This window comes from Palleronia sediminis (genome assembly GCF_004358695.1).
Lineage (GTDB): Bacteria > Pseudomonadota > Alphaproteobacteria > Rhodobacterales > Rhodobacteraceae > Palleronia > Palleronia sediminis.
Window position 1 is genome coordinate 104,939 of record NZ_SNAA01000001.1, and the last position, 16,100, is coordinate 121,038.

General features: G+C 65.2%; 19 protein-coding genes. 10 read left to right on the forward strand and 9 right to left on the reverse strand.

All coding sequences use genetic code 11. The annotated features are described in order from the left end of the window. Window positions 1–374 precede the first annotated feature (374 nt). The 3 genes from E2L08_RS00600 to E2L08_RS00610 form a co-directional block, all read right to left on the reverse strand. Window positions 375–1,211, reverse strand: coding sequence for a protein NO VEIN domain-containing protein (locus tag E2L08_RS00600; RefSeq protein ID WP_133395116.1), 837 nt, complete (start codon window positions 1,209–1,211; stop codon window positions 375–377). Between the two features lie 525 nt (window positions 1,212–1,736). Further along, complete coding sequence (locus E2L08_RS00605; RefSeq protein ID WP_140197623.1) at window positions 1,737–2,078, reverse strand: YnfA family protein; 342 nt, start codon at window positions 2,076–2,078, stop codon at window positions 1,737–1,739. After that, the gene (locus E2L08_RS00610) at window positions 2,075–2,515 is read right to left on the reverse strand and encodes a MerR family transcriptional regulator (protein ID WP_045681275.1); all 441 of its coding nucleotides are present in this window, start codon (window positions 2,513–2,515) and stop codon (window positions 2,075–2,077) included. Before E2L08_RS00610 ends, E2L08_RS00605 begins: the two co-directional genes overlap by 4 nt. A 92-nt stretch (window positions 2,516–2,607) precedes the next feature. On the opposite strand from E2L08_RS00610, the gene E2L08_RS00615 reads away from it, so the two are divergent. Together E2L08_RS00615 and E2L08_RS00620 are read left to right on the forward strand one after the other, a co-directional pair. Beyond that, window positions 2,608–4,839 carry a heavy metal translocating P-type ATPase gene (locus E2L08_RS00615; RefSeq protein ID WP_240757842.1) on the forward strand — a complete coding sequence of 744 codons (2,232 nt, stop codon included), beginning with the start codon at window positions 2,608–2,610 and terminating at the stop codon, window positions 4,837–4,839. Window positions 4,840–4,979: 140 nt separating this feature from the next. After that, window positions 4,980–5,336: an ion channel gene (locus E2L08_RS00620; RefSeq protein ID WP_208990406.1), complete on the forward strand. Its 357-nt coding sequence runs from the start codon at window positions 4,980–4,982 to the stop codon at window positions 5,334–5,336. A 53-nt stretch (window positions 5,337–5,389) separates the two neighbouring features. Here E2L08_RS00620 and E2L08_RS00625 read toward each other — a convergent pair whose 3' ends face one another. Next, entirely contained in the window at window positions 5,390–5,851 is a 462-nt protein-coding gene (locus E2L08_RS00625; RefSeq protein ID WP_083548846.1) for a c-type cytochrome, read from the reverse strand. A gap of 81 nt (window positions 5,852–5,932) precedes the next feature. Between E2L08_RS00625 and E2L08_RS00630 the strand changes: the two genes are divergently transcribed. The 8 genes from E2L08_RS00630 (at window position 5,933) to E2L08_RS00660 (ending at window position 13,512) form a co-directional block, all read left to right on the forward strand. Beyond that, window positions 5,933–6,331, forward strand: coding sequence for a hypothetical protein (locus E2L08_RS00630; RefSeq protein WP_045681279.1), 399 nt, complete (start codon window positions 5,933–5,935; stop codon window positions 6,329–6,331). A gap of 72 nt (window positions 6,332–6,403) precedes the next feature. Continuing rightward, a complete protein-coding gene (locus E2L08_RS00635) occupies window positions 6,404–7,957 on the forward strand; it encodes a multicopper oxidase family protein (protein ID WP_062563567.1) in 1,554 nt (517 codons plus the stop codon). A gap of 120 nt (window positions 7,958–8,077) precedes the next feature. Then, on the forward strand, window positions 8,078–8,206 hold the full coding sequence (locus E2L08_RS17345) for a hypothetical protein (protein WP_264224588.1): 129 nt from the start codon (window positions 8,078–8,080) through the stop codon (window positions 8,204–8,206). Between the two features lie 16 nt (window positions 8,207–8,222). Beyond that, window positions 8,223–8,609 carry a DUF302 domain-containing protein gene (locus E2L08_RS00640; RefSeq protein ID WP_045681285.1) on the forward strand — a complete coding sequence of 129 codons (387 nt, stop codon included), beginning with the start codon at window positions 8,223–8,225 and terminating at the stop codon, window positions 8,607–8,609. A gap of 1 nt (window position 8,610) precedes the next feature. Then, on the forward strand, window positions 8,611–9,285 hold the full coding sequence (locus E2L08_RS00645) for a TVP38/TMEM64 family protein (protein WP_045681287.1): 675 nt from the start codon (window positions 8,611–8,613) through the stop codon (window positions 9,283–9,285). Next, window positions 9,282–10,592 (forward strand): APC family permease, encoded by a 1,311-nt coding sequence (locus E2L08_RS00650; RefSeq protein ID WP_045681289.1) that lies wholly within the window; start codon window positions 9,282–9,284, stop codon window positions 10,590–10,592. The genes E2L08_RS00645 and E2L08_RS00650 overlap by 4 nt, the downstream gene beginning before the upstream one ends. A gap of 67 nt (window positions 10,593–10,659) precedes the next feature. Continuing rightward, window positions 10,660–12,993 carry a heavy metal translocating P-type ATPase gene (locus tag E2L08_RS00655; RefSeq protein ID WP_062563565.1) on the forward strand — a complete coding sequence of 778 codons (2,334 nt, stop codon included), beginning with the start codon at window positions 10,660–10,662 and terminating at the stop codon, window positions 12,991–12,993. Between the two features lie 39 nt (window positions 12,994–13,032). Continuing rightward, window positions 13,033–13,512 (forward strand): DUF411 domain-containing protein, encoded by a 480-nt coding sequence (locus tag E2L08_RS00660; protein ID WP_045685040.1) that lies wholly within the window; start codon window positions 13,033–13,035, stop codon window positions 13,510–13,512. Between the two features lie 26 nt (window positions 13,513–13,538). Here E2L08_RS00660 and E2L08_RS17170 read toward each other — a convergent pair whose 3' ends face one another. The 5 genes from E2L08_RS17170 to E2L08_RS00685 all read right to left on the reverse strand — a co-directional run bounded on the left by E2L08_RS17170 (window position 13,539) and on the right by E2L08_RS00685 (window position 16,093). Continuing rightward, window positions 13,539–13,676, reverse strand: coding sequence for a hypothetical protein (locus E2L08_RS17170; protein ID WP_208998930.1), 138 nt, complete (start codon window positions 13,674–13,676; stop codon window positions 13,539–13,541). Between the two features lie 28 nt (window positions 13,677–13,704). After that, window positions 13,705–13,959, reverse strand: coding sequence for a hypothetical protein (locus E2L08_RS00670; RefSeq protein ID WP_203561091.1), 255 nt, complete (start codon window positions 13,957–13,959; stop codon window positions 13,705–13,707). Next, window positions 13,959–14,633 carry a YcbK family protein gene (locus E2L08_RS00675; protein WP_133395118.1) on the reverse strand — a complete coding sequence of 225 codons (675 nt, stop codon included), beginning with the start codon at window positions 14,631–14,633 and terminating at the stop codon, window positions 13,959–13,961. Before E2L08_RS00675 ends, E2L08_RS00670 begins: the two co-directional genes overlap by 1 nt. Before the next feature lie 75 nt (window positions 14,634–14,708). Then, entirely contained in the window at window positions 14,709–14,996 is a 288-nt protein-coding gene (locus tag E2L08_RS00680) for a DUF6127 family protein (RefSeq protein WP_133395119.1), read from the reverse strand. 20 nt (window positions 14,997–15,016) lie between these two features. Next, window positions 15,017–16,093: a DUF2793 domain-containing protein gene (locus tag E2L08_RS00685; protein WP_133395120.1), complete on the reverse strand. Its 1,077-nt coding sequence runs from the start codon at window positions 16,091–16,093 to the stop codon at window positions 15,017–15,019. Between the last annotated feature and the right edge of the window lie 7 nt (window positions 16,094–16,100).

Consider the following 16,100-nt stretch of genomic DNA (forward strand, 5'->3'; position numbering starts at 1 on the left):
GCAACGACCGCAGCTCGCTGTTCCAATCGATTAGAACGTGGGTGCGAATGGGTCGGATTGCCATTACTTTGTTAAAACCTATATGAACATTACCAGTAAGGCACTGCCGATCACAACTGCCCCACTGTCTCTGTTCGGACCACATGAAGTCAACACTCCCTGTGTTTTCACGACCAAGGATTGTGTAGGTCAAACACGTTTGTGTCGCTTCGAACAATGTCAGCTTTAGCCCTCAATGCGCAGGACGCTCGCGGGTGCCGCGAACGTTCGCTTTCCACCCTTCGTGCCGTTATGTCTGCAAGAAAAAGGCGGCTTTCATTTTCGCCTTTCGGGCAGTGACCCGTGAGAAATTGGCCTCCGCAGCAAGCAGGAGCTCAATGAAAACTCGCCTGAAACGCTGTCGCGGTTAGCGAGACATGCGCGTCCAGCGGCGGGTGCAACTCAAACGCTTTCGGCTCACGTGAGAAATTCCAGAGGCGAAACAGGCACCATTCCGACCGGCGCTCTTCGGCGACCGCCAGTTCATTGCGAGAAATGTAAAAGGGCGTGCGTTCCCAGCCGTTTGTCGTTTTTACCTCGATCAATCGCTCCCGTCCGTCCGGCGTGAAGCTGGCAATGTCATACCCAGCACCGTCGCCATCCTCTTCTGAAACCCAACGCACCTTGCGCGCCAGATCCTCTCGATCGGCCAACTTCAATGCAGATCGTTCGTGTGCAACGACCCGCTCTTCTCCGGCACGGCCGAGAGCACGGTTGCGTTCATCCCGACCCGCAACGTCAAATTTTCTAGCGACATGCAGCATCTGCTCCAGTTCCTGCGGCGGCGGCTGGTTAGACAGCGTTGGTGACGGTCCTATCCAGATCTGTGTAGCCTCGCGTAGGCCAATGGCTGGTCGCGAGCCAGGCATCCGCCCAAGCCAAGCCGGGTTCCATGCCAACCAGCGCTCCACAGCATCAACCAAAGTCATCTGGAAGTTGAACGCTGGCTTGTAGCCAGGGATCCAATCTTCGCCGAGCCCCTTCAGCACCGCACTGATATTCTGATGCTTGAACTCGATCGAGCCTTCCGTTCGGCTCTGTAATAGGGGCATCAAACTGCGGCGGTGCTGAGCCTTGTTGTAGGGACGGCCCGCCATGTCCTCAGCCAGCATCGCGAAGTAATCCGCGACGATCAGGTCGTTTTCTGCATCTGTCCAAGGCCGGTTCGACATGCCGCCAGGCTAGGAGCGGAAAGACTGTTTGTCATCAAAGACTTCTCGCGACCGTTCGCACCGTTTCGCAGAAACACGCCGCCCTCGGGTGTCTCGGGTCTTTTCGCTAGCGGTCGAACCCACCTCAACTGCAGCTCAACCCATTTCCGGCAAGCATCTGAAAAGACGTATATTTTTCAATGCGTCTCGATTTGGGTGAAGGGCGGGTGAAAGGAGACGCGGGGCGTTCAGAGACCGATTTCCGGCAAACGGCCAGTCTCCGAAAGTCGGATGGCCTCGTTAAACCCCTTTGAAACAAAAAGAAAAAAGGCCCACACTGGGGCCTCGTCTCGGGTTCGCGAATGGTATGTGGCGGAGGGGATGGGTCTGACGTCCAACCTTCTCCAGTATAAGTCATTGATTTTATTTGATATGCACAGCTGCTGCGCTGGAAGAGCGGGAGTCCGTCCGCAAAGGTTGGCTCTATCGTGATGTCGGCAACGATGAGCGGCAGTCGGCTGCCTTGATCTTGGAGAGCACCCCCGATCATCCACCAGCCGCCCTCGGCGCCAACAGGATGACGGCCGCACCGGCGAGGCAGATTGCGGCACCTGTCAGGTCCCAAGTGTCCGGGCGCTGCTTCTCGATGAGCCACAGCCAGAGGAGCGAGGCTGCGATATAGACCCCGCCATAAGCTGCGTAGGCCCGCCCCGCAAAATCGGAGGGGGCAAGGGTCAGGAGCCAAGCGAAGACGGCCAGGCTCAGGAGGCCGGGGACCAGCCAGAGCGCGCTCGCGCCTTGCCGCATCCATGCCCAGACCGCAAAGCAGCCCGCAATCTCGGCCAGAGCGGCACCGATGTAGATGGCGAGGGTGCCGGGTGCGTTCACGATGCCGCCTCGCTCTCCGGATGCTGGTGATCGGTTGCGCATAGCGAATGGTCGCCCAGAACTTCAATGACCCGGCAATCGGCAATCCGACCGCCTGCACATTGCACGACCATGCGCTCAAGTTCGCCTTTCAGCGCAGTCAGGCGCGCAAGGCGGCTTTCAACCTCGGCCAGCTGCGCCCTGGCGATGACATCGGCGGCTGCGCAGGATTGATCGGGTCTGTCAGAGAGACTCAGAAGGTCTCGGATAGCGTCCAGCGGAAAACCGAGCTCCCGCGCATGGCGGATGAAGGCTAGCCGATCCAGTGCCGACTGCCCATAGAGCCGCTGGTTCCCGGCACTGCGATCTGGCTCCGGCAGGAGCCCGATCTGCTCGTAGTAGCGGATCGTCGGAACCTTCACGCCGGCCGCTTCGCCCAATTTTCCGATGGTGAGCATCAGATTTCCTCTTGAAGCTATAGCTACTAGAGACCTTAGGTTCCCGACTCAGCAAATACAATGTTGCCCGCTGGGCGGGTTGGAAGGGCGTGATGACGGCGAACGACAGTGCAACCTACGAATGGACGGTTTCCGGGATGGACTGTGCGTCGTGCGCCGGCAAGGTCCGGGGTGCGGTCGAACGCCTGCCTGGCGTGAGCGACGTCGATGTGGCGCTGATGACCGAGCGGCTTCGGCTGACTCTGGATGAAGGGCAGACCTCTCGCAACCAGATCGAAGCAATCGTCAAGCGGCTCGGCTACGGGATCGCGGCGAAAGGATCGAGCCCCGATCGGAAAGGCTTCGTGCTGCCGGACGATGAGCAAGCGTCCCGTGCGGACGGCTCGCGAGATGCCGCAGGACTCGAGCCCAACGCTGGATCGACAGGGCCCGAGAGCGGTCCCGGGCCCGGTTCGCGTTGGTATCAGACCGCGAAGGGCAGACTGGTGATCGGCACCGGTCTCCTCCTCGCGGCGGCATGGGCCGTGAAACTGCTCGCCTCCCAGGATGTGGCAACGTGGGCATTCATCCTCGCGACGCTCATTGGTGTCGCCCCTATCGCACGCCGCGCCGTCGCGTCCGCCAGAGCGGGGATGCCATTCACGATCGAGATGCTGATGACAATCGCCGCCAGCGGCGCGCTCGTCATCGACGCCGCCGAGGAAGCGGCGCTCGTCGTCTTCCTCTTCGCCGTCGGGGAGGTTCTCGAAGGTGTTGCGGCGAACAAGGCCCGCGACGGGATCCGGGCGCTCGCTCGTCTGGTACCGAAGACCGCGATCCTGGAGATCGGCGGCCGGACTCGGGTGATACCAGCCGACCAGCTGCAGGTGGACCAGATCGTTCTGGTGCGCCCGGGAGACCGGGTCCCGGCAGATGGCGAAGTTATCGAGGGCACCTCGGGCGTCGATGAGAGCGCCGTCACGGGCGAGAGTGTGCCGAAGCTGAAGGAACCCGGTGCCTCCGTCTTTGCCGGCTCCATCAATTCCGAGGCGGCGCTGCGTGTTCGGGTCACCAAGTCGGCCGAGGACAACACCATTGCCCGTATCATCCGGCTGGTCGAGGAAGCGGAAAGCGCCCGGGCCCCGACCGAGCGCTTCATCGACCGTTTCAGCCGCATCTACATGCCGGCCGTCGTCGGAGTTGCGGTGCTGGTGGCCATCGTCCCGCCCCTCGCGTTCGGGCAAGGCTGGGATACGTGGATCTACCGGGCGCTCGCGCTTCTCCTGATCGGATGCCCCTGCGCGCTGGTGATCTCGGTACCGGCTTCCATCGCCTCTGCGCTTTCTTCAGGCGCGCGTCGCGGGCTGCTGATGAAAGGAGGCGCCGTGATCGAGGCCGCGGCGGCCACCACGCATGTCGCATTCGACAAGACCGGAACCCTGACCCACGGACGGCCGCGCGTCACGGACGTGGTGCCGATCTCGGGATCGGAGACAGAGGTGCTGGCGCTGGCTGCCGCCGTCGAAGCGGGGTCGAGCCATCCTCTGGCGGAGGCGATCCTGTCCCGCGCGGAAGCTGCGGGAGCGCCGTTCCTGGCCGCGACCGCCGCCAAAGCGCTTCCGGGCAAAGGGGCCGAAGCAGTCGTTGAGGGTGAAACCGCCTGGGTGGGCTCTCCACGGTTCGCCGGGGAGCGCGGTGTGTTGGACGACCACGCGCTCCGGGCGGTGGTCGGCATGGAAGATGAAGGCAAGACAGTCGTCGCGGTCTTCCGCCGGAGCCAGTTGGTCGGACTCGTAGCGCTCCGGGACGAACCCCGAGAGGATACCGCCCGCGCGGTGCAGCAACTCAAGGCGCTTGGCATCGCGTCTGTGATGCTGACCGGCGACAACCGGCGCACGGCAGCAGCCATTTCCGCTGGGCTGGGCATTGACCATCGCGCCGAATTGATGCCCGAAGGCAAGGTCGCCGCGATCCGTGAGATGACCGCCAGAGACCGCGTGATGATGGTGGGCGACGGCATCAACGATGCCCCTGCGCTCGCCACCGCCCACATCGGAGTTGCCATGGGCTCCGGAACGGACGTCGCGCTTGAAACCGCCGACGCCGCGATCCTGCGCAATCGCGTGACCGATGTGGCCGGCAAGATTCGCCTTGCTCGCGCAGCCATGGCGAACATCAGGCAAAATGTGGCGATCGCGCTCGGCCTTAAGGCGGTGTTTCTGGTGACGACGATCCTCGGCATTACCGGGCTGTGGATCGCGATCCTTGCAGATACCGGCGCGACGGTGCTCGTCACACTGAACGCGCTGCGGCTTCTTGCGTTTGATCCGGAACGTGAGGCCTGAGATCAGATCATCGGCAGGGCGATGGTTCCGCTGCCATGCCGCAGGGCCGAGCGCTGAGAACATAAACCTCGGGGTACTGTTCCGCCGCGAGTGCTCAACATGCTGCAACTGGAATCGGGCTTCTGCTCGGTTTCGCGCTGGTGGCCGCCATCTGGTCGCGCACCACTACGGGGCTATTGGCCGTCCGGGGCGTGAAGCCGAACTCGAAAGAGAGACCGCAGGCGGCGATCATGGTGGCGTTCGTCGGGCTGCTCGCGCTCCACACGATTGAAATCCTGGCTTTCGCCGCAGTCTACAGGGCGCTGCAGGGCTGGGGCGTGGGAGGCTTCGACGGCAGCTACGACCCATGCTGGAGCGGCCTGATCTACTTCTCCGGCGTCAACTTCGCCACGCTCGGGTACACGCAGATCGAGGCAACCGGGCCGATACGGATGGTCAACATGATGCAGTCGCTCGGCGGCTTCATGGTGCTGACCTGGTCGGCGACGTTCCTCTAACTCGGTCTGCGAACTGGCCTGGCGCGAGTAGCAGCCGACGACCATGGGGAATGTCAGTTTGCCTCCGACACCCTCTCTTGGTATCGGCGCTCGCGCTCTGGCCATGTGCTCTTGATGTAGTCGAGAACGGCGCGGATGTCCGCGTCGCTCAGCACGTCTGCGAAGCCGGGCATGTCGCTCTCGTATCCGCCGCCGACCACGGCGGCGGTGCCTTCCCTAACGATGCGGAACAGGACATCGTCAGGATGGTGCCAGGTGTGGCCGCTGGCGTCGTGGGGTGGCGCCGGCAACCGGCCGGACGGAAGCGGCGAGCGCCAGCCCGGCTGGCCCTCCAGTTCCGCGCCGTGGCAGGCGGCGCACTGATCCGCATAGATCTGGCGTCCTTGCGCGATGATGTCCGCCGACGCCAGGGCGGTGGATGCGGTACCGGCATAACGCCAGCCAGCAAAGACCGCGAGGATCACACCTCCGACGACCAGACCGATCACGACAGTATTTCGGAGAGCTTTTTTCAAGACGTCTATCCCCGATCACTGCGGAATAACATTCGCGTTTGGTCGAGACCACGTTGTGCCAGCGGCGAGGCGCCTGCGACAATGGACATTCTCGTGAGCAATGCCTATCTTTGCAGCATGCTCGAACGTGTCGTCACCATGCTTGCCATACTCGCGATCACCGTGGTGACGACGGTGACCTCCGCGCATGCGACACGCATGAGCATGAATTCCGGTGTGGATCACGCGATGCATGTCGCCGACATGATGCACTCTCCGGTCATTTCGGGCTTCGACTGTGACGCTGGAGAGCACTGTGGATCGGCCGATGCCGAGATGTGCGAGTTCGTATGCGCAGGCCTCTCTGCCTTCCTGACGTCGGCAGGCGAGGAAGCCGGGCACGCCTACGGCGCCGCCAGTCATGACGTCCCGTCCGCGGCAATCCACGTCAGCCGTGCGCCGGGACTGAACGAACGACCTCCCAAGCTCCGTCTCCTCTGAGCGCGCCCGGGCAGACGCCCGAGGCGCCCCATCGGTATTGATGAACGGGACGGAAGTCCCGAGGAGACGACCATGAACATGCTTTCTCGACGCGGCTTTCTTGCCGCAAGTGCGGCCGCCATTGGCGCTGCACACTTGCCCCGCATCGCCTTCGCGCAAGGGGTGGCGCCGATCAGCCTCTCCGCTGCGACGCGCACGCTCGACATCGACGGTCGCGCTGCCACGGTCTTCGGGCTTGCCGGCCCCGGCGGACAGGGACTGATCCTCGACCCCGGCCAGAGGTTCCGGGTCGATCTGACCAACGACCTGGACGTCGGTACCATCATCCACTGGCACGGACAGATCCCGCCCAACGCGCAGGACGGTGTGCCGGACATGCCGATGCCCCTCCTCGCACCGGGTGAAACCCGATCCTACGACTTCGAGGCACGGCCCGGCACGCACTGGATGCACAGCCATGTGCCCACCCAGGAGATGCAGCTGCTCGCCGCGCCGCTGATCGTGCGCTCGGCCGAGGACGTTGCTGCCGACCGGCAAGACGTCGTGATGTTCCTTCATGACTTCTCCTTCAAGGCCCCCGAGGAGGTTCTGGCCGAGATCGGCGCAGGTCATGGCGGCGGGCACGGCGCGGGCCATGGTGCCGGTGCATTGCCCGATCAGGGCGCTCCCATGGGAGGCATGGGGGCGATGCAGGGCATGGATCACGGGGCCATGGGCCATGGCGCCACGGGCGGCATGCCGATGGGCAACATGCCCCGAATGGGCGGGATGATGGGTATGGGCGGCCAGATGGGCGGCATGGCCATGGACCTGAACGACTATGACTGGGACGCCTATCTCGCCAATGACCGGACCCTGTCGGACCCGGAGGTGGTCCAGGTCGAGCGCGGTGGCCGTATCCGGCTTCGGGTCATCAACGCCGCTGCGGCGACGGTATTCTGGATCGAGACCGGCGGTGCCGAGGCGCGGCTGGTCGCGGTAGATGGGCACGCGGTCGAACCTCTCGCCGGCACGCGGTTCGGTCTGGCAATGGGCCAGCGTCTGGACATCGAGATCGACCTGCCGCACGAAGGCGGCGCCTGGCCGATCCTCGCCCTGCGCGAAGGCGCGCGCGAGCGCACCGGCCTGATCCTCGCCACGCAGGGTGCCGAAGTGCGGCGTCTCGATGCAATGGCGGATGCCGAAGCGCCCGCGTTCGACACCGATCTGGCGCAGGAGGCGCGCCTCATCGCGCTGGACGCTCTGCCGGATCGACCCGTGGACCGCAGCCAGATGCTGATGCTGGGCGGTTCGATGCAGCCGTACGTCTGGACGATAAACGGGGCAGTCTGGGGCCAGCACCAGCCGATCACCGCACGCAGCGGTGAGCGGGTCGTGCTGTCGTTCCACAACATGTCGATGATGGCGCACCCGATGCATCTGCACGGCCATGTGTTCCAGGTCGTCGGGCTGAACGGGCGTCGGGTCGCCGGTGCACTACGCGACACGGTTCACGTGCCACCGATGTCGATGGTCGATGTCGCCCTCGATGTCGGTGAGGCCGCCCGATGGATGCTGCATTGCCACCACATGCCGCACCTTACGACGGGGATGATGACCGAATTCGCGGTCACGGCGTCCGTCTGATCCCAGCGGGTCGTCCGGACATGGCGCCCCGCCCGGCACCGATCCTGGTCTGTCCTGCCCCATGTTGTCGTGAGGGCCGGCCAAAAGACGCACCCTGCGGGTAAAAATCAGGAGGATGAGATGATGAACTGGAACGACATGGGCCCCGGAATGGGTTTCGGAATGGGGTTTGGCTGGCTCTTCGGCCTGCTGATCCTCGTGCTGCTGGTTTTGGCCATAGCAGCGCTGATCAAGTATCTTCGGAAATAGAAAAAAGGAGTTGGCAATGACCTACACGATCAATCGAATGTTCCCCGACGCCGGTATCGACGACGTCGACGCTCGCGCGCGGAAGGCCCTCACCGACCACGGCTTCGGCATCCTGACCGAGATCGACGTCAAGGCGACGATGAAGAAGAAGCTAGATGTCGAGATGCCCGCCTACCGCATCCTCGGCGCCTGCAACCCCAAGATGGCGCATCAGGCCATCGGGATCGAACCGCGCGTCGGTGCGATGCTGCCATGCAACGTCATCCTGCGCGAGGTCGACGGTGGCGTGGAAGTCAGCGCCATCGATCCTGTGGCGTCGATGCAGGCGATTGAGAACGCCGAACTGACGGCCGTGGCGGGCGAGGTGCGCGACCTCCTGGCGAAGGCCGTCGCGGCGGTCTGAGATGAGCCTGCGCGTCACCATTCTCGCGGGCCTTGCGATCCTCGGCATCGGACTGCTCGCTGTCTGGCAGTTCGCGCCTTCGGTGTTCGCCGAGGCGCGCAGCCTCCTGGAGCCCGAGCGTCTGGAAACGCTGGTGGCGCGTGCGGGTCTCTGGGGGCCGGTCCTGATCGTCACGCTTATGACCATCGCGGTCGTGGCCAGCCCAATCCCGAGTGCACCCATCGCACTGGCGGCCGGAGCGGCCTACGGACATCTCTGGGGGACCGTGCAGGTCGTCATCGGCGCCGAGCTCGGGGCGCTGATCGCCTTCGGTCTCGCACGGGTTCTGGGGCATGACGTCCTGCGGCGGGTGTTCGGGGACCGCGTCGATGCCGGGCTGCTCGGCTCGCAGAACGCGTTGACGGCGACGGTTCTTGCCAGCCGCCTGATGCCCTTCGTGTCCTTCGACATGATCAGCTACGCGGCCGGACTGAGCCGATTGCACGCCTGGCGTTTCGCCTTGGCAACACTGGCGGGGATCATTCCGGCAAGCTTCCTGCTGGCCCATTTCGGCGGCGAGGCGGTGAGCGGAGATCTGGGCCGGGCGACATGGGCAGTACTTGGCCTCGGCCTCTTGACGGGCCTGCCACTGCTTTGGGTAGCCATGCGGCAAAAGCCTGAAAAGGGAAATCCATGACCGGAAGCGAGTACCAGAAGAACAGCATCACCCTTTCCGGTGCGGTAGCCATGGGCACCGGCGTGATGATCGGCGCGGGCATCTTCGCGCTGACCGGCCAGATCGCCGAACTCGCCGGGCCTCTCTTCCCGCTCTCGTTCGTGGTCGGCGCCATCGTGACCGCCTTCAGCGCCTACACCTATATCAAGATGTCGAACGCATACCCGTCTGCGGGCGGCATCGGGATGATCCTGAAGAAAGCCTACGGACCGACGACGGTCGCGGCGGGCGCAGCTCTCCTGATGGCGCTGTCGATGGTCATCAACGAAAGCCTCGTCGCTCGCACCTTCGGAACCTACACCCTGCGAGCCTTCGGCGGCGATCCGGACAGCATTCTCGTGCCGGTCCTCGGCGTGGGGCTGATCGTCTTCGCCTATCTCGTGAACGTCTCTGGCAACCGGTCGGTCGGGCTGCTGTCCATTATCATGGCCATTCTCAAGGTGGGCGGCATTGCGCTGTTCGGGGCGGCCGGTCTGTGGGCCAGCGGCATTTCGTTCGAAGCGTCGGGCGGAGATTTTCGTGCGGGTGGGTTCGTGGCGTCGGTCGCGCTGTCCATTCTCGCCTTCAAGGGGTTCACGACCATCACCAACAGCGGCGCCGAGGTGACCAATCCGCATCGGAACGTGGGCCGGGCCATAGTCCTGTCCATCGCCATCTGCGTCGTCGTCTACCTGCTGGTCGCATTCGCGGTCGGCTCCAGCCTGCCGCTCGATCGCATCGTGGCGGCGAAGGACTACGCGCTGGCTGAAGCGGCCCAACCAGCCCTCGGGCAAACCGGCTTCTACCTGACGGTGGCGCTTGCGCTGGTGGCAACTGCCTCGGGCCTGATCGCCAGCGTGTTTGCCGTCTCGCGGATGCTGGCGATGCTGACGGACATGAAGATGATCCCGCACAGCCATTTCGGGATGCCAGGCACGATCAAGGACCACACACTCGTCTACACCGTCGTGATCGCAGGCTTCCTGACGGTCTTCTTCGACCTCAGCCGCATCGCCTCGCTCGGGGCCTTCTTCTATCTGGTGATGGACATGATCATCCATTTCGGCGTGTTCCGGCATCTGCGCGAAGAAATCGGCGCTCGGGGCTGGGTGTTGCTGACGGCAATCGCACTTGATGCCGTGGTGCTGGCCGCCTTCGCCGCGATGAAATGGCAGTCCGACCCCTTGATCGTCGTCCTGGGTGCGATCGGCATGGCGCTGGTGTTCCTGTTCGTCGGAATCTTCCTCGCACGGAATCCCGCCCTGGAAGGCGCTCACGACCACCATTGAAAAGAGCTTGAGCTTCCAACGGCTGGAAGCGGCAAGCTGAAACAAGAGATCGAAAGGCTGGCAGACTATGGAGCACGATCACCATCACGCGGCGCCCGACATTCCGGCGGGGGCGAATACCGCAAAGGACCCGGTCTGCGGGATGACGGTCGCGGTCAAGCCGGACGGGCGTCACGCCGAGTTCCAGGGAGAGACCTTTCATTTCTGTTCGGAGAAATGCCAGTCGAAGTTCAAGGCGGATCCGTGGTTCTACGCCTCGGGCCGGGCCGCCGGACAGAAGAAGGCTGCTCCGGCCAACGTCCAGTACACCTGTCCGATGCATCCCGAGATCGTCCGCGATGCGCCGGGGTCCTGCCCGATCTGCGGCATGGCGCTGGAACCGATGGTGCCGTCGGATGAGCCCAGCGAGGAGCTGACCGACTTCACGCGTCGGATGTGGATTTCGGCGGCGGCGGCGGTGCCGCTCATCATCCTGACGATGGGTGAACTGGTCGCGCTGCCAGTGCGCGACTGGATCGGGCATCAGACCGCAAGTTATCTCGAGTTCGTGCTGGCAACGCCGATCATCCTCTGGGCCGCCTTGCCTTTCTTCCGGCGCGGCTGGGACTCCATTGTGAACCGCAGCCCAAACATGTGGACGCTGATCAGCATCGGCGTGGCGGCGGCCTACCTTTACTCGCTCGTCGCGACGTTCCTGCCGGGGGTGTTTCCGGAACAGTACCGGATGGGCCACGGCGTCGGCACCTATTTCGAGGCGGCGGTGGTGATCGTCGCGTTGGTCTTCGTGGGCCAGGTGCTGGAACTCCGAGCGCGAGAACGCACCGGGGATGCGATCCGCGCGCTTCTGGATCTGGCGCCGAAGACCGCGCGGCGCATCCTGCCGGACGGCACTGAATACGATGCGCCGCTGGAGAACATCATGGAGGGCGACCGGCTGCGGGTCCGTCCCGGCGACGCCATTCCGGTCGACGGCACGGTGATCGAGGGCCGCTCGTCGCTGGACGAAAGCATGCTGACCGGCGAGTCAATGCCGGTGGAAAAGGGGCCGGGGGATGAGGTGACGGGCGCCACGATCAACAAGAACGGCTCTCTGGTCATGGAGGCAGGCAAGGTCGGGTCCGATACCGTGCTGGCGCAGATCGTGGCGATGGTGTCGAACGCGCGGCGGTCCCGCGCGCCGATCCAGGGGCTGGCCGACCGGGTGTCGGCGATATTCGTGCCGACGGTGGTGGTCATCGCCATCGTCGCCTTCGTGGTCTGGCTGATCTTCGGCCCGGAGCCCGCGCTGGTCTTCGCAATCGCCTCGGCAGTGTCGGTCCTCATCATCGCCTGCCCCTGCGCGCTGGGGCTGGCGACACCGATCTCCATCACCACGGCGGCGGGGCGCGGCGCACAGGCGGGCGTGCTGATCAAGGACGCCGAGGCGCTGGAGCGAATGGCAGGAGTCGATACGCTCATCGTCGACAAGACCGGCACGCTGACCATGGGCAAGCCGAAGCTGACCGATACGGTTGCGCTCGGGGACGTCACCGAGACCGACCTGTTGTCGCTGGCCGCAGCGCTGGAGCGTGGCTCGGAACACCCGCTGGCTGAGGCGATTGTCGAGGGAGCCGAGGCGCAGGGTGCGCCGCGTCAGGAGGCCACGGACTTCGACGCCGTCACTGGCAAGGGCGTACAGGGCCGGGTCGGTGGGCGCGCGGTGGCGCTAGGCAACGCGGCGATGATGCGGGAGATGGGGCTCGACACCGCGCAGGCCGAGTCAAAGGCCGACACCCTGCGCGCCGAGGGCAAGACGGCGATGTTCGTCGCGCTTGACGGCGCGCTCGTCGGCATCGTGGCGGTCGCCGACCCGATCAAGGAGAGTACCGCGCAGGCCATTCGGGAACTTCATGCCCAAGGGCTAAGGGTGATCATGGCGACGGGCGACAACGAACGCACGGCACAGGCGGTGGCGGGCAAGCTCGGCATCGACGAGGTGCGCGCAGGCATCCTGCCCGAGGCCAAGAAGGACCTGATCGACCAGTTGCGCCGCGACGGCCACAAGATCGCCATGGCGGGCGACGGGGTGAACGACGCCCCCGCGCTCGCCGCCGCCGATGTCGGCATCGCCATGGGCACCGGGGCCGATGTTGCGATGGAAAGCGCAGGCATCACCCTGCTGGGCGGCGACCTGATGGGCATCGTGCGGGCGCGCAAGCTCGCCCGCGCCACCCTGCGGAACATCAAGCAGAACCTGTTCTTCGCCTTCGCCTACAACGCGCTTGGCGTCCCCATCGCCGCCGGGCTGCTTTACCCTGTCACCGGACTTCTGCTCTCGCCGATGATCGCGGCGGCGGCGATGAGCCTGTCGTCGGTCTCGGTGATCACCAACGCCCTGCGGCTCAGGCGGGTCGACCTCTGATCTGCCAGCCCACACATCCAACCTCGAAAGGAACATCAGATGACCCAAGACATGTTTTCCCGCCGCAAGCTCCTGATCGGCACAGCTGCGCTGGCGGCTGCGTCGCCCTTGAGGGCTCTGGCGCAAGGCGCCGGTCCGGCGATCCACGTGATGAAGGACCCCAACTGCGGCTGCTGCTCGGCCTGGATCGAGATCCTCGAGAACGACGGCTTCGCCGTCACGACCGAGGCGAGCGCCGGGACGCTTCTGATGCGCTACAAGCTGGACAACGGCATCCCGCAGGAGATGGTCTCCTGCCATACGGGTCGTGTGGATGGTTACATTATCGAGGGTCACGTCCCTGTTGCCGACATTCGCCGTCTCCTGCTGGAACGCCCCGACGCGGTCGGCCTCGCAGTGCCAGGCATGCCCTACGGCTCGCCCGGGATGGGACCGGAAAGCCAGCGCGAGGCCTACGACGTGTTTCTGATCCGGCGCGACGGATCGAACGAGGTCTTTACCAGCTACGCTGCTGCCTGACCTTGAGGCTCCAATTCGGCTCTTGATCAGGGGCGAGAACACATACGGACCTGATCCCGGATCACGGCGTAGTCGCTCAGCATCTCGGCGATGGCCGACCCGTGCGGCAGCCGCGCGAGCTCCTCGGCTGCGCGCGCCTGGAACTCGCGGCTGTACTCTACCACGGGCGGGCAGACGGTCGCGATGCCGGGCTCAGAACCGACCGTTGCGCAGCCGCTCAGCAAGCTCGTCGCGAGACCTAGGACGACGAGCCGTCGCCTCGAGCATCTGGCGTTGGACATCATTGGCTTTCTCCGTGGTCTGAAGGCGTTCAGCGAGGCGTCCCGCTCGCTCGCCGGACCGCCGAAGCGAAAGCAGGAACAGGAGCAGGGCGAGGATGATGGCGCCGTAGCGCAAAGCGGCCCGCATCCATGGGCTGGCGGCGAACCCGATCAGGAGCGGGGCCATCACCGCTGCCCTCGGCGCCAGTCATCGAGACGCGCGTAGATCGTGACCGCGATGCCGCCGAGCGCCACTGCGATGAACACCCAGCGCAGGGTGTCGAGATACGGCACCAGCGGCAGGACGGCGCTTTGCGTCTCCGCCAGCACCTGCTGGGCGACTTCCACCCCGGCTGCGCCGAGCGTCGCGACACCCGCCGCCCCGCCACCCTTCATCGTGCGGCTGTCGGCCAGCGCCTCGCGCGCGGGCGGCGTCTCGGCTGCAAATGCCGTCGCCCGGACCGGGAAGCGCTCGCCCCACTGACGCGCCGGGCCGAGGTCGACGTGGATGAAGCCCGAGCGCGGGTAGAAGCCGAAGCCGAGGAACCCGACCTCGCGGGCCGCCGCCTCGAAGGCCACCGGGTCGTGGTTCGCCATGGCGATGTCGAAGGCGGCGCCGTCGAGGTGCTTCGACCGGGTGGCGCCACCCACGGCGCGATTGTGCTCGGGGCTGCGATAGGCCGAGCGGACGATCAGCGGCTTGCCCAGCCGGTCGCGCAACGCCTGCAGCCTGTCGAGGGCGGGTTCGTTGACCAGCAGCTTGCCGGTGCCCCGGCAGGCGATCTCGGCGGGGCTGAAATTCCGCCAGCGCCATGCGCTCTCCGGAACGTCGCGCCAATGGCGATGGAATGTCGTGGTCATGAGGGTCCTCCGAAACGAAAGAACCCGCCTCAGGGGCGGGGTACGGGTGGGCAGGTGAACTGGGTCGGTGCGCGGCTACGGGCTGCCGCCGAAGATCTTCAGCTTGATGGCGATGCCTGCGAGCAGCGCCAGCATGACGCCGGTGGTGATCATACGGACGGCGGTCTGCATCGCGGTGCGGCGGACCAGCCGGATGCAGTCGACCAGGGAGCGCAGATCGCGGATGTCGAGCGCGGCCTCGTCGCCGTCGAGCCCGACATCGGCCAGTGCGCGCTTCGCGCCTTCCTCTGCGGCCCGCGTCAGGATCGCCTCGAACTCGGCGTCGGGGATGCGGACGAAGCCGTCGGATCGGGGTGGTGTCATCGGGATCCTCCTTCCGCCGCTCAGCCGATCTTGCAGCCCCAGAAGGAGGTGTGATCGGCGGCGAAGTAGCCGTCCGCGACCCGGAAATACCCCTGCAGTTCGACGGTATCGCCCGCGGTCAGCGGCACCATGGTCTGCAGCCAGATCGCGGTGGCGAGCGAGACGTGGGTGGCGGAGATTTCGCCGAGGGAGCCGCGGATTTCGGTCGTGCCATTCAGCACGAGCCGTCCGCGCATGCGGGCCGTGGCGCTGGCGTTGATCTTGTAGAGGAGTGTCGCGCCGAAGAGGTAGGTGCCGTCGACCGGCGCCACGAAGTGGTTGTTCGCGGCGTCGAAGGCCCCCTGGTCGTTGTAGTCGGTGTCGTTGAGGCCGATCTTCGTCCAGGCTCCCACGCCGACATAGTTGTCGTAGTTCGTATAGGCCTTGAACCGCGGCAGCCGGGGCTGGTCGACGATGCCGTTGGCGTTGTCGACGCTGAGTCCGTCGAAGAAGGTGCTGCCGTCGGCGGAGACCGCGAGGCGGAAGCGGTCGGAGCCGAAGAGGCCGACCAGCGCGCGGGTAGAAAAGTCGGTCTGCAGCGTCAGCCCGAGATCGTCGCCCGCGGCCTCCTTGTTCATGGTGTAGAACAGATCGCCGGTCCCGCCCTCGGCCACGGTCTTCGCGGTCCAGAGCGCGGCGTTCAGCTTGGCCGAGAACGGGTTCGACGCATCCGCCGTCGTCCCGAGCCCCAGCAGCGCGAGGTTCTGCAGTGCCGTGGGCGTGGTGCCGATCCAGCTCGAGCCGTCATGGACCAGCAGCAGGCCCTCGTCCTCGACCCATGCCCGCCACCCGGTCCGCGGCGGCAGACGCAGCCACGCGCCGTCCGTCCAGAGCGCCACGTTCAGATCCCAGCCCGCCCAGTCGCCCGTCGCGCCCGAGGCGACAATGTAGCGATCGCCATCGGCGGGGCTCGCAGGGGGTGCTGCCAGGTCCCGATCGAGGACGGAGAGCTGGACGAGACCGTCGAGGATCCGAAGCGCCTCGTTGTGGGTGACGTGCTTCTGGGCCTGCGCCGCCAGGATGTAGGGCAGCAGGAGATGGGTGGTCGCGTCGGACATGGGATGG

Bases quoted from the DNA above. Each gene is read 5' to 3' on its own strand.
- E2L08_RS00600 (WP_133395116.1), bottom strand. From the start codon at position 1,211: ATGTCGAACCGGCCTTGGACAGATGCAGAAAACGACCTGATCGTCGCG.
- E2L08_RS00610 (WP_045681275.1), bottom strand. From the start codon at position 2,515: ATGCTCACCATCGGAAAATTGGGCGAAGCGGCCGGCGTGAAGGTTCCG.
- E2L08_RS00615 (WP_240757842.1), top strand. From the start codon at position 2,608: ATGACGGCGAACGACAGTGCAACCTACGAATGGACGGTTTCCGGGATG.
- E2L08_RS00630 (WP_045681279.1), top strand. From the start codon at position 5,933: ATGGACATTCTCGTGAGCAATGCCTATCTTTGCAGCATGCTCGAACGT.
- E2L08_RS00635 (WP_062563567.1), top strand. From the start codon at position 6,404: ATGAACATGCTTTCTCGACGCGGCTTTCTTGCCGCAAGTGCGGCCGCC.
- E2L08_RS17345 (WP_264224588.1), top strand. From the start codon at position 8,078: ATGATGAACTGGAACGACATGGGCCCCGGAATGGGTTTCGGAATGGGG.
- E2L08_RS00640 (WP_045681285.1), top strand. From the start codon at position 8,223: ATGACCTACACGATCAATCGAATGTTCCCCGACGCCGGTATCGACGAC.
- E2L08_RS00645 (WP_045681287.1), top strand. From the start codon at position 8,611: ATGAGCCTGCGCGTCACCATTCTCGCGGGCCTTGCGATCCTCGGCATC.
- E2L08_RS00650 (WP_045681289.1), top strand. From the start codon at position 9,282: ATGACCGGAAGCGAGTACCAGAAGAACAGCATCACCCTTTCCGGTGCG.
- E2L08_RS00655 (WP_062563565.1), top strand. From the start codon at position 10,660: ATGGAGCACGATCACCATCACGCGGCGCCCGACATTCCGGCGGGGGCG.
- E2L08_RS00660 (WP_045685040.1), top strand. From the start codon at position 13,033: ATGACCCAAGACATGTTTTCCCGCCGCAAGCTCCTGATCGGCACAGCT.
- E2L08_RS00670 (WP_203561091.1), bottom strand. From the start codon at position 13,959: ATGGCCCCGCTCCTGATCGGGTTCGCCGCCAGCCCATGGATGCGGGCC.
- E2L08_RS00675 (WP_133395118.1), bottom strand. From the start codon at position 14,633: ATGACCACGACATTCCATCGCCATTGGCGCGACGTTCCGGAGAGCGCA.
- E2L08_RS00680 (WP_133395119.1), bottom strand. From the start codon at position 14,996: ATGACACCACCCCGATCCGACGGCTTCGTCCGCATCCCCGACGCCGAG.
- E2L08_RS00685 (WP_133395120.1), bottom strand. From the start codon at position 16,093: ATGTCCGACGCGACCACCCATCTCCTGCTGCCCTACATCCTGGCGGCG.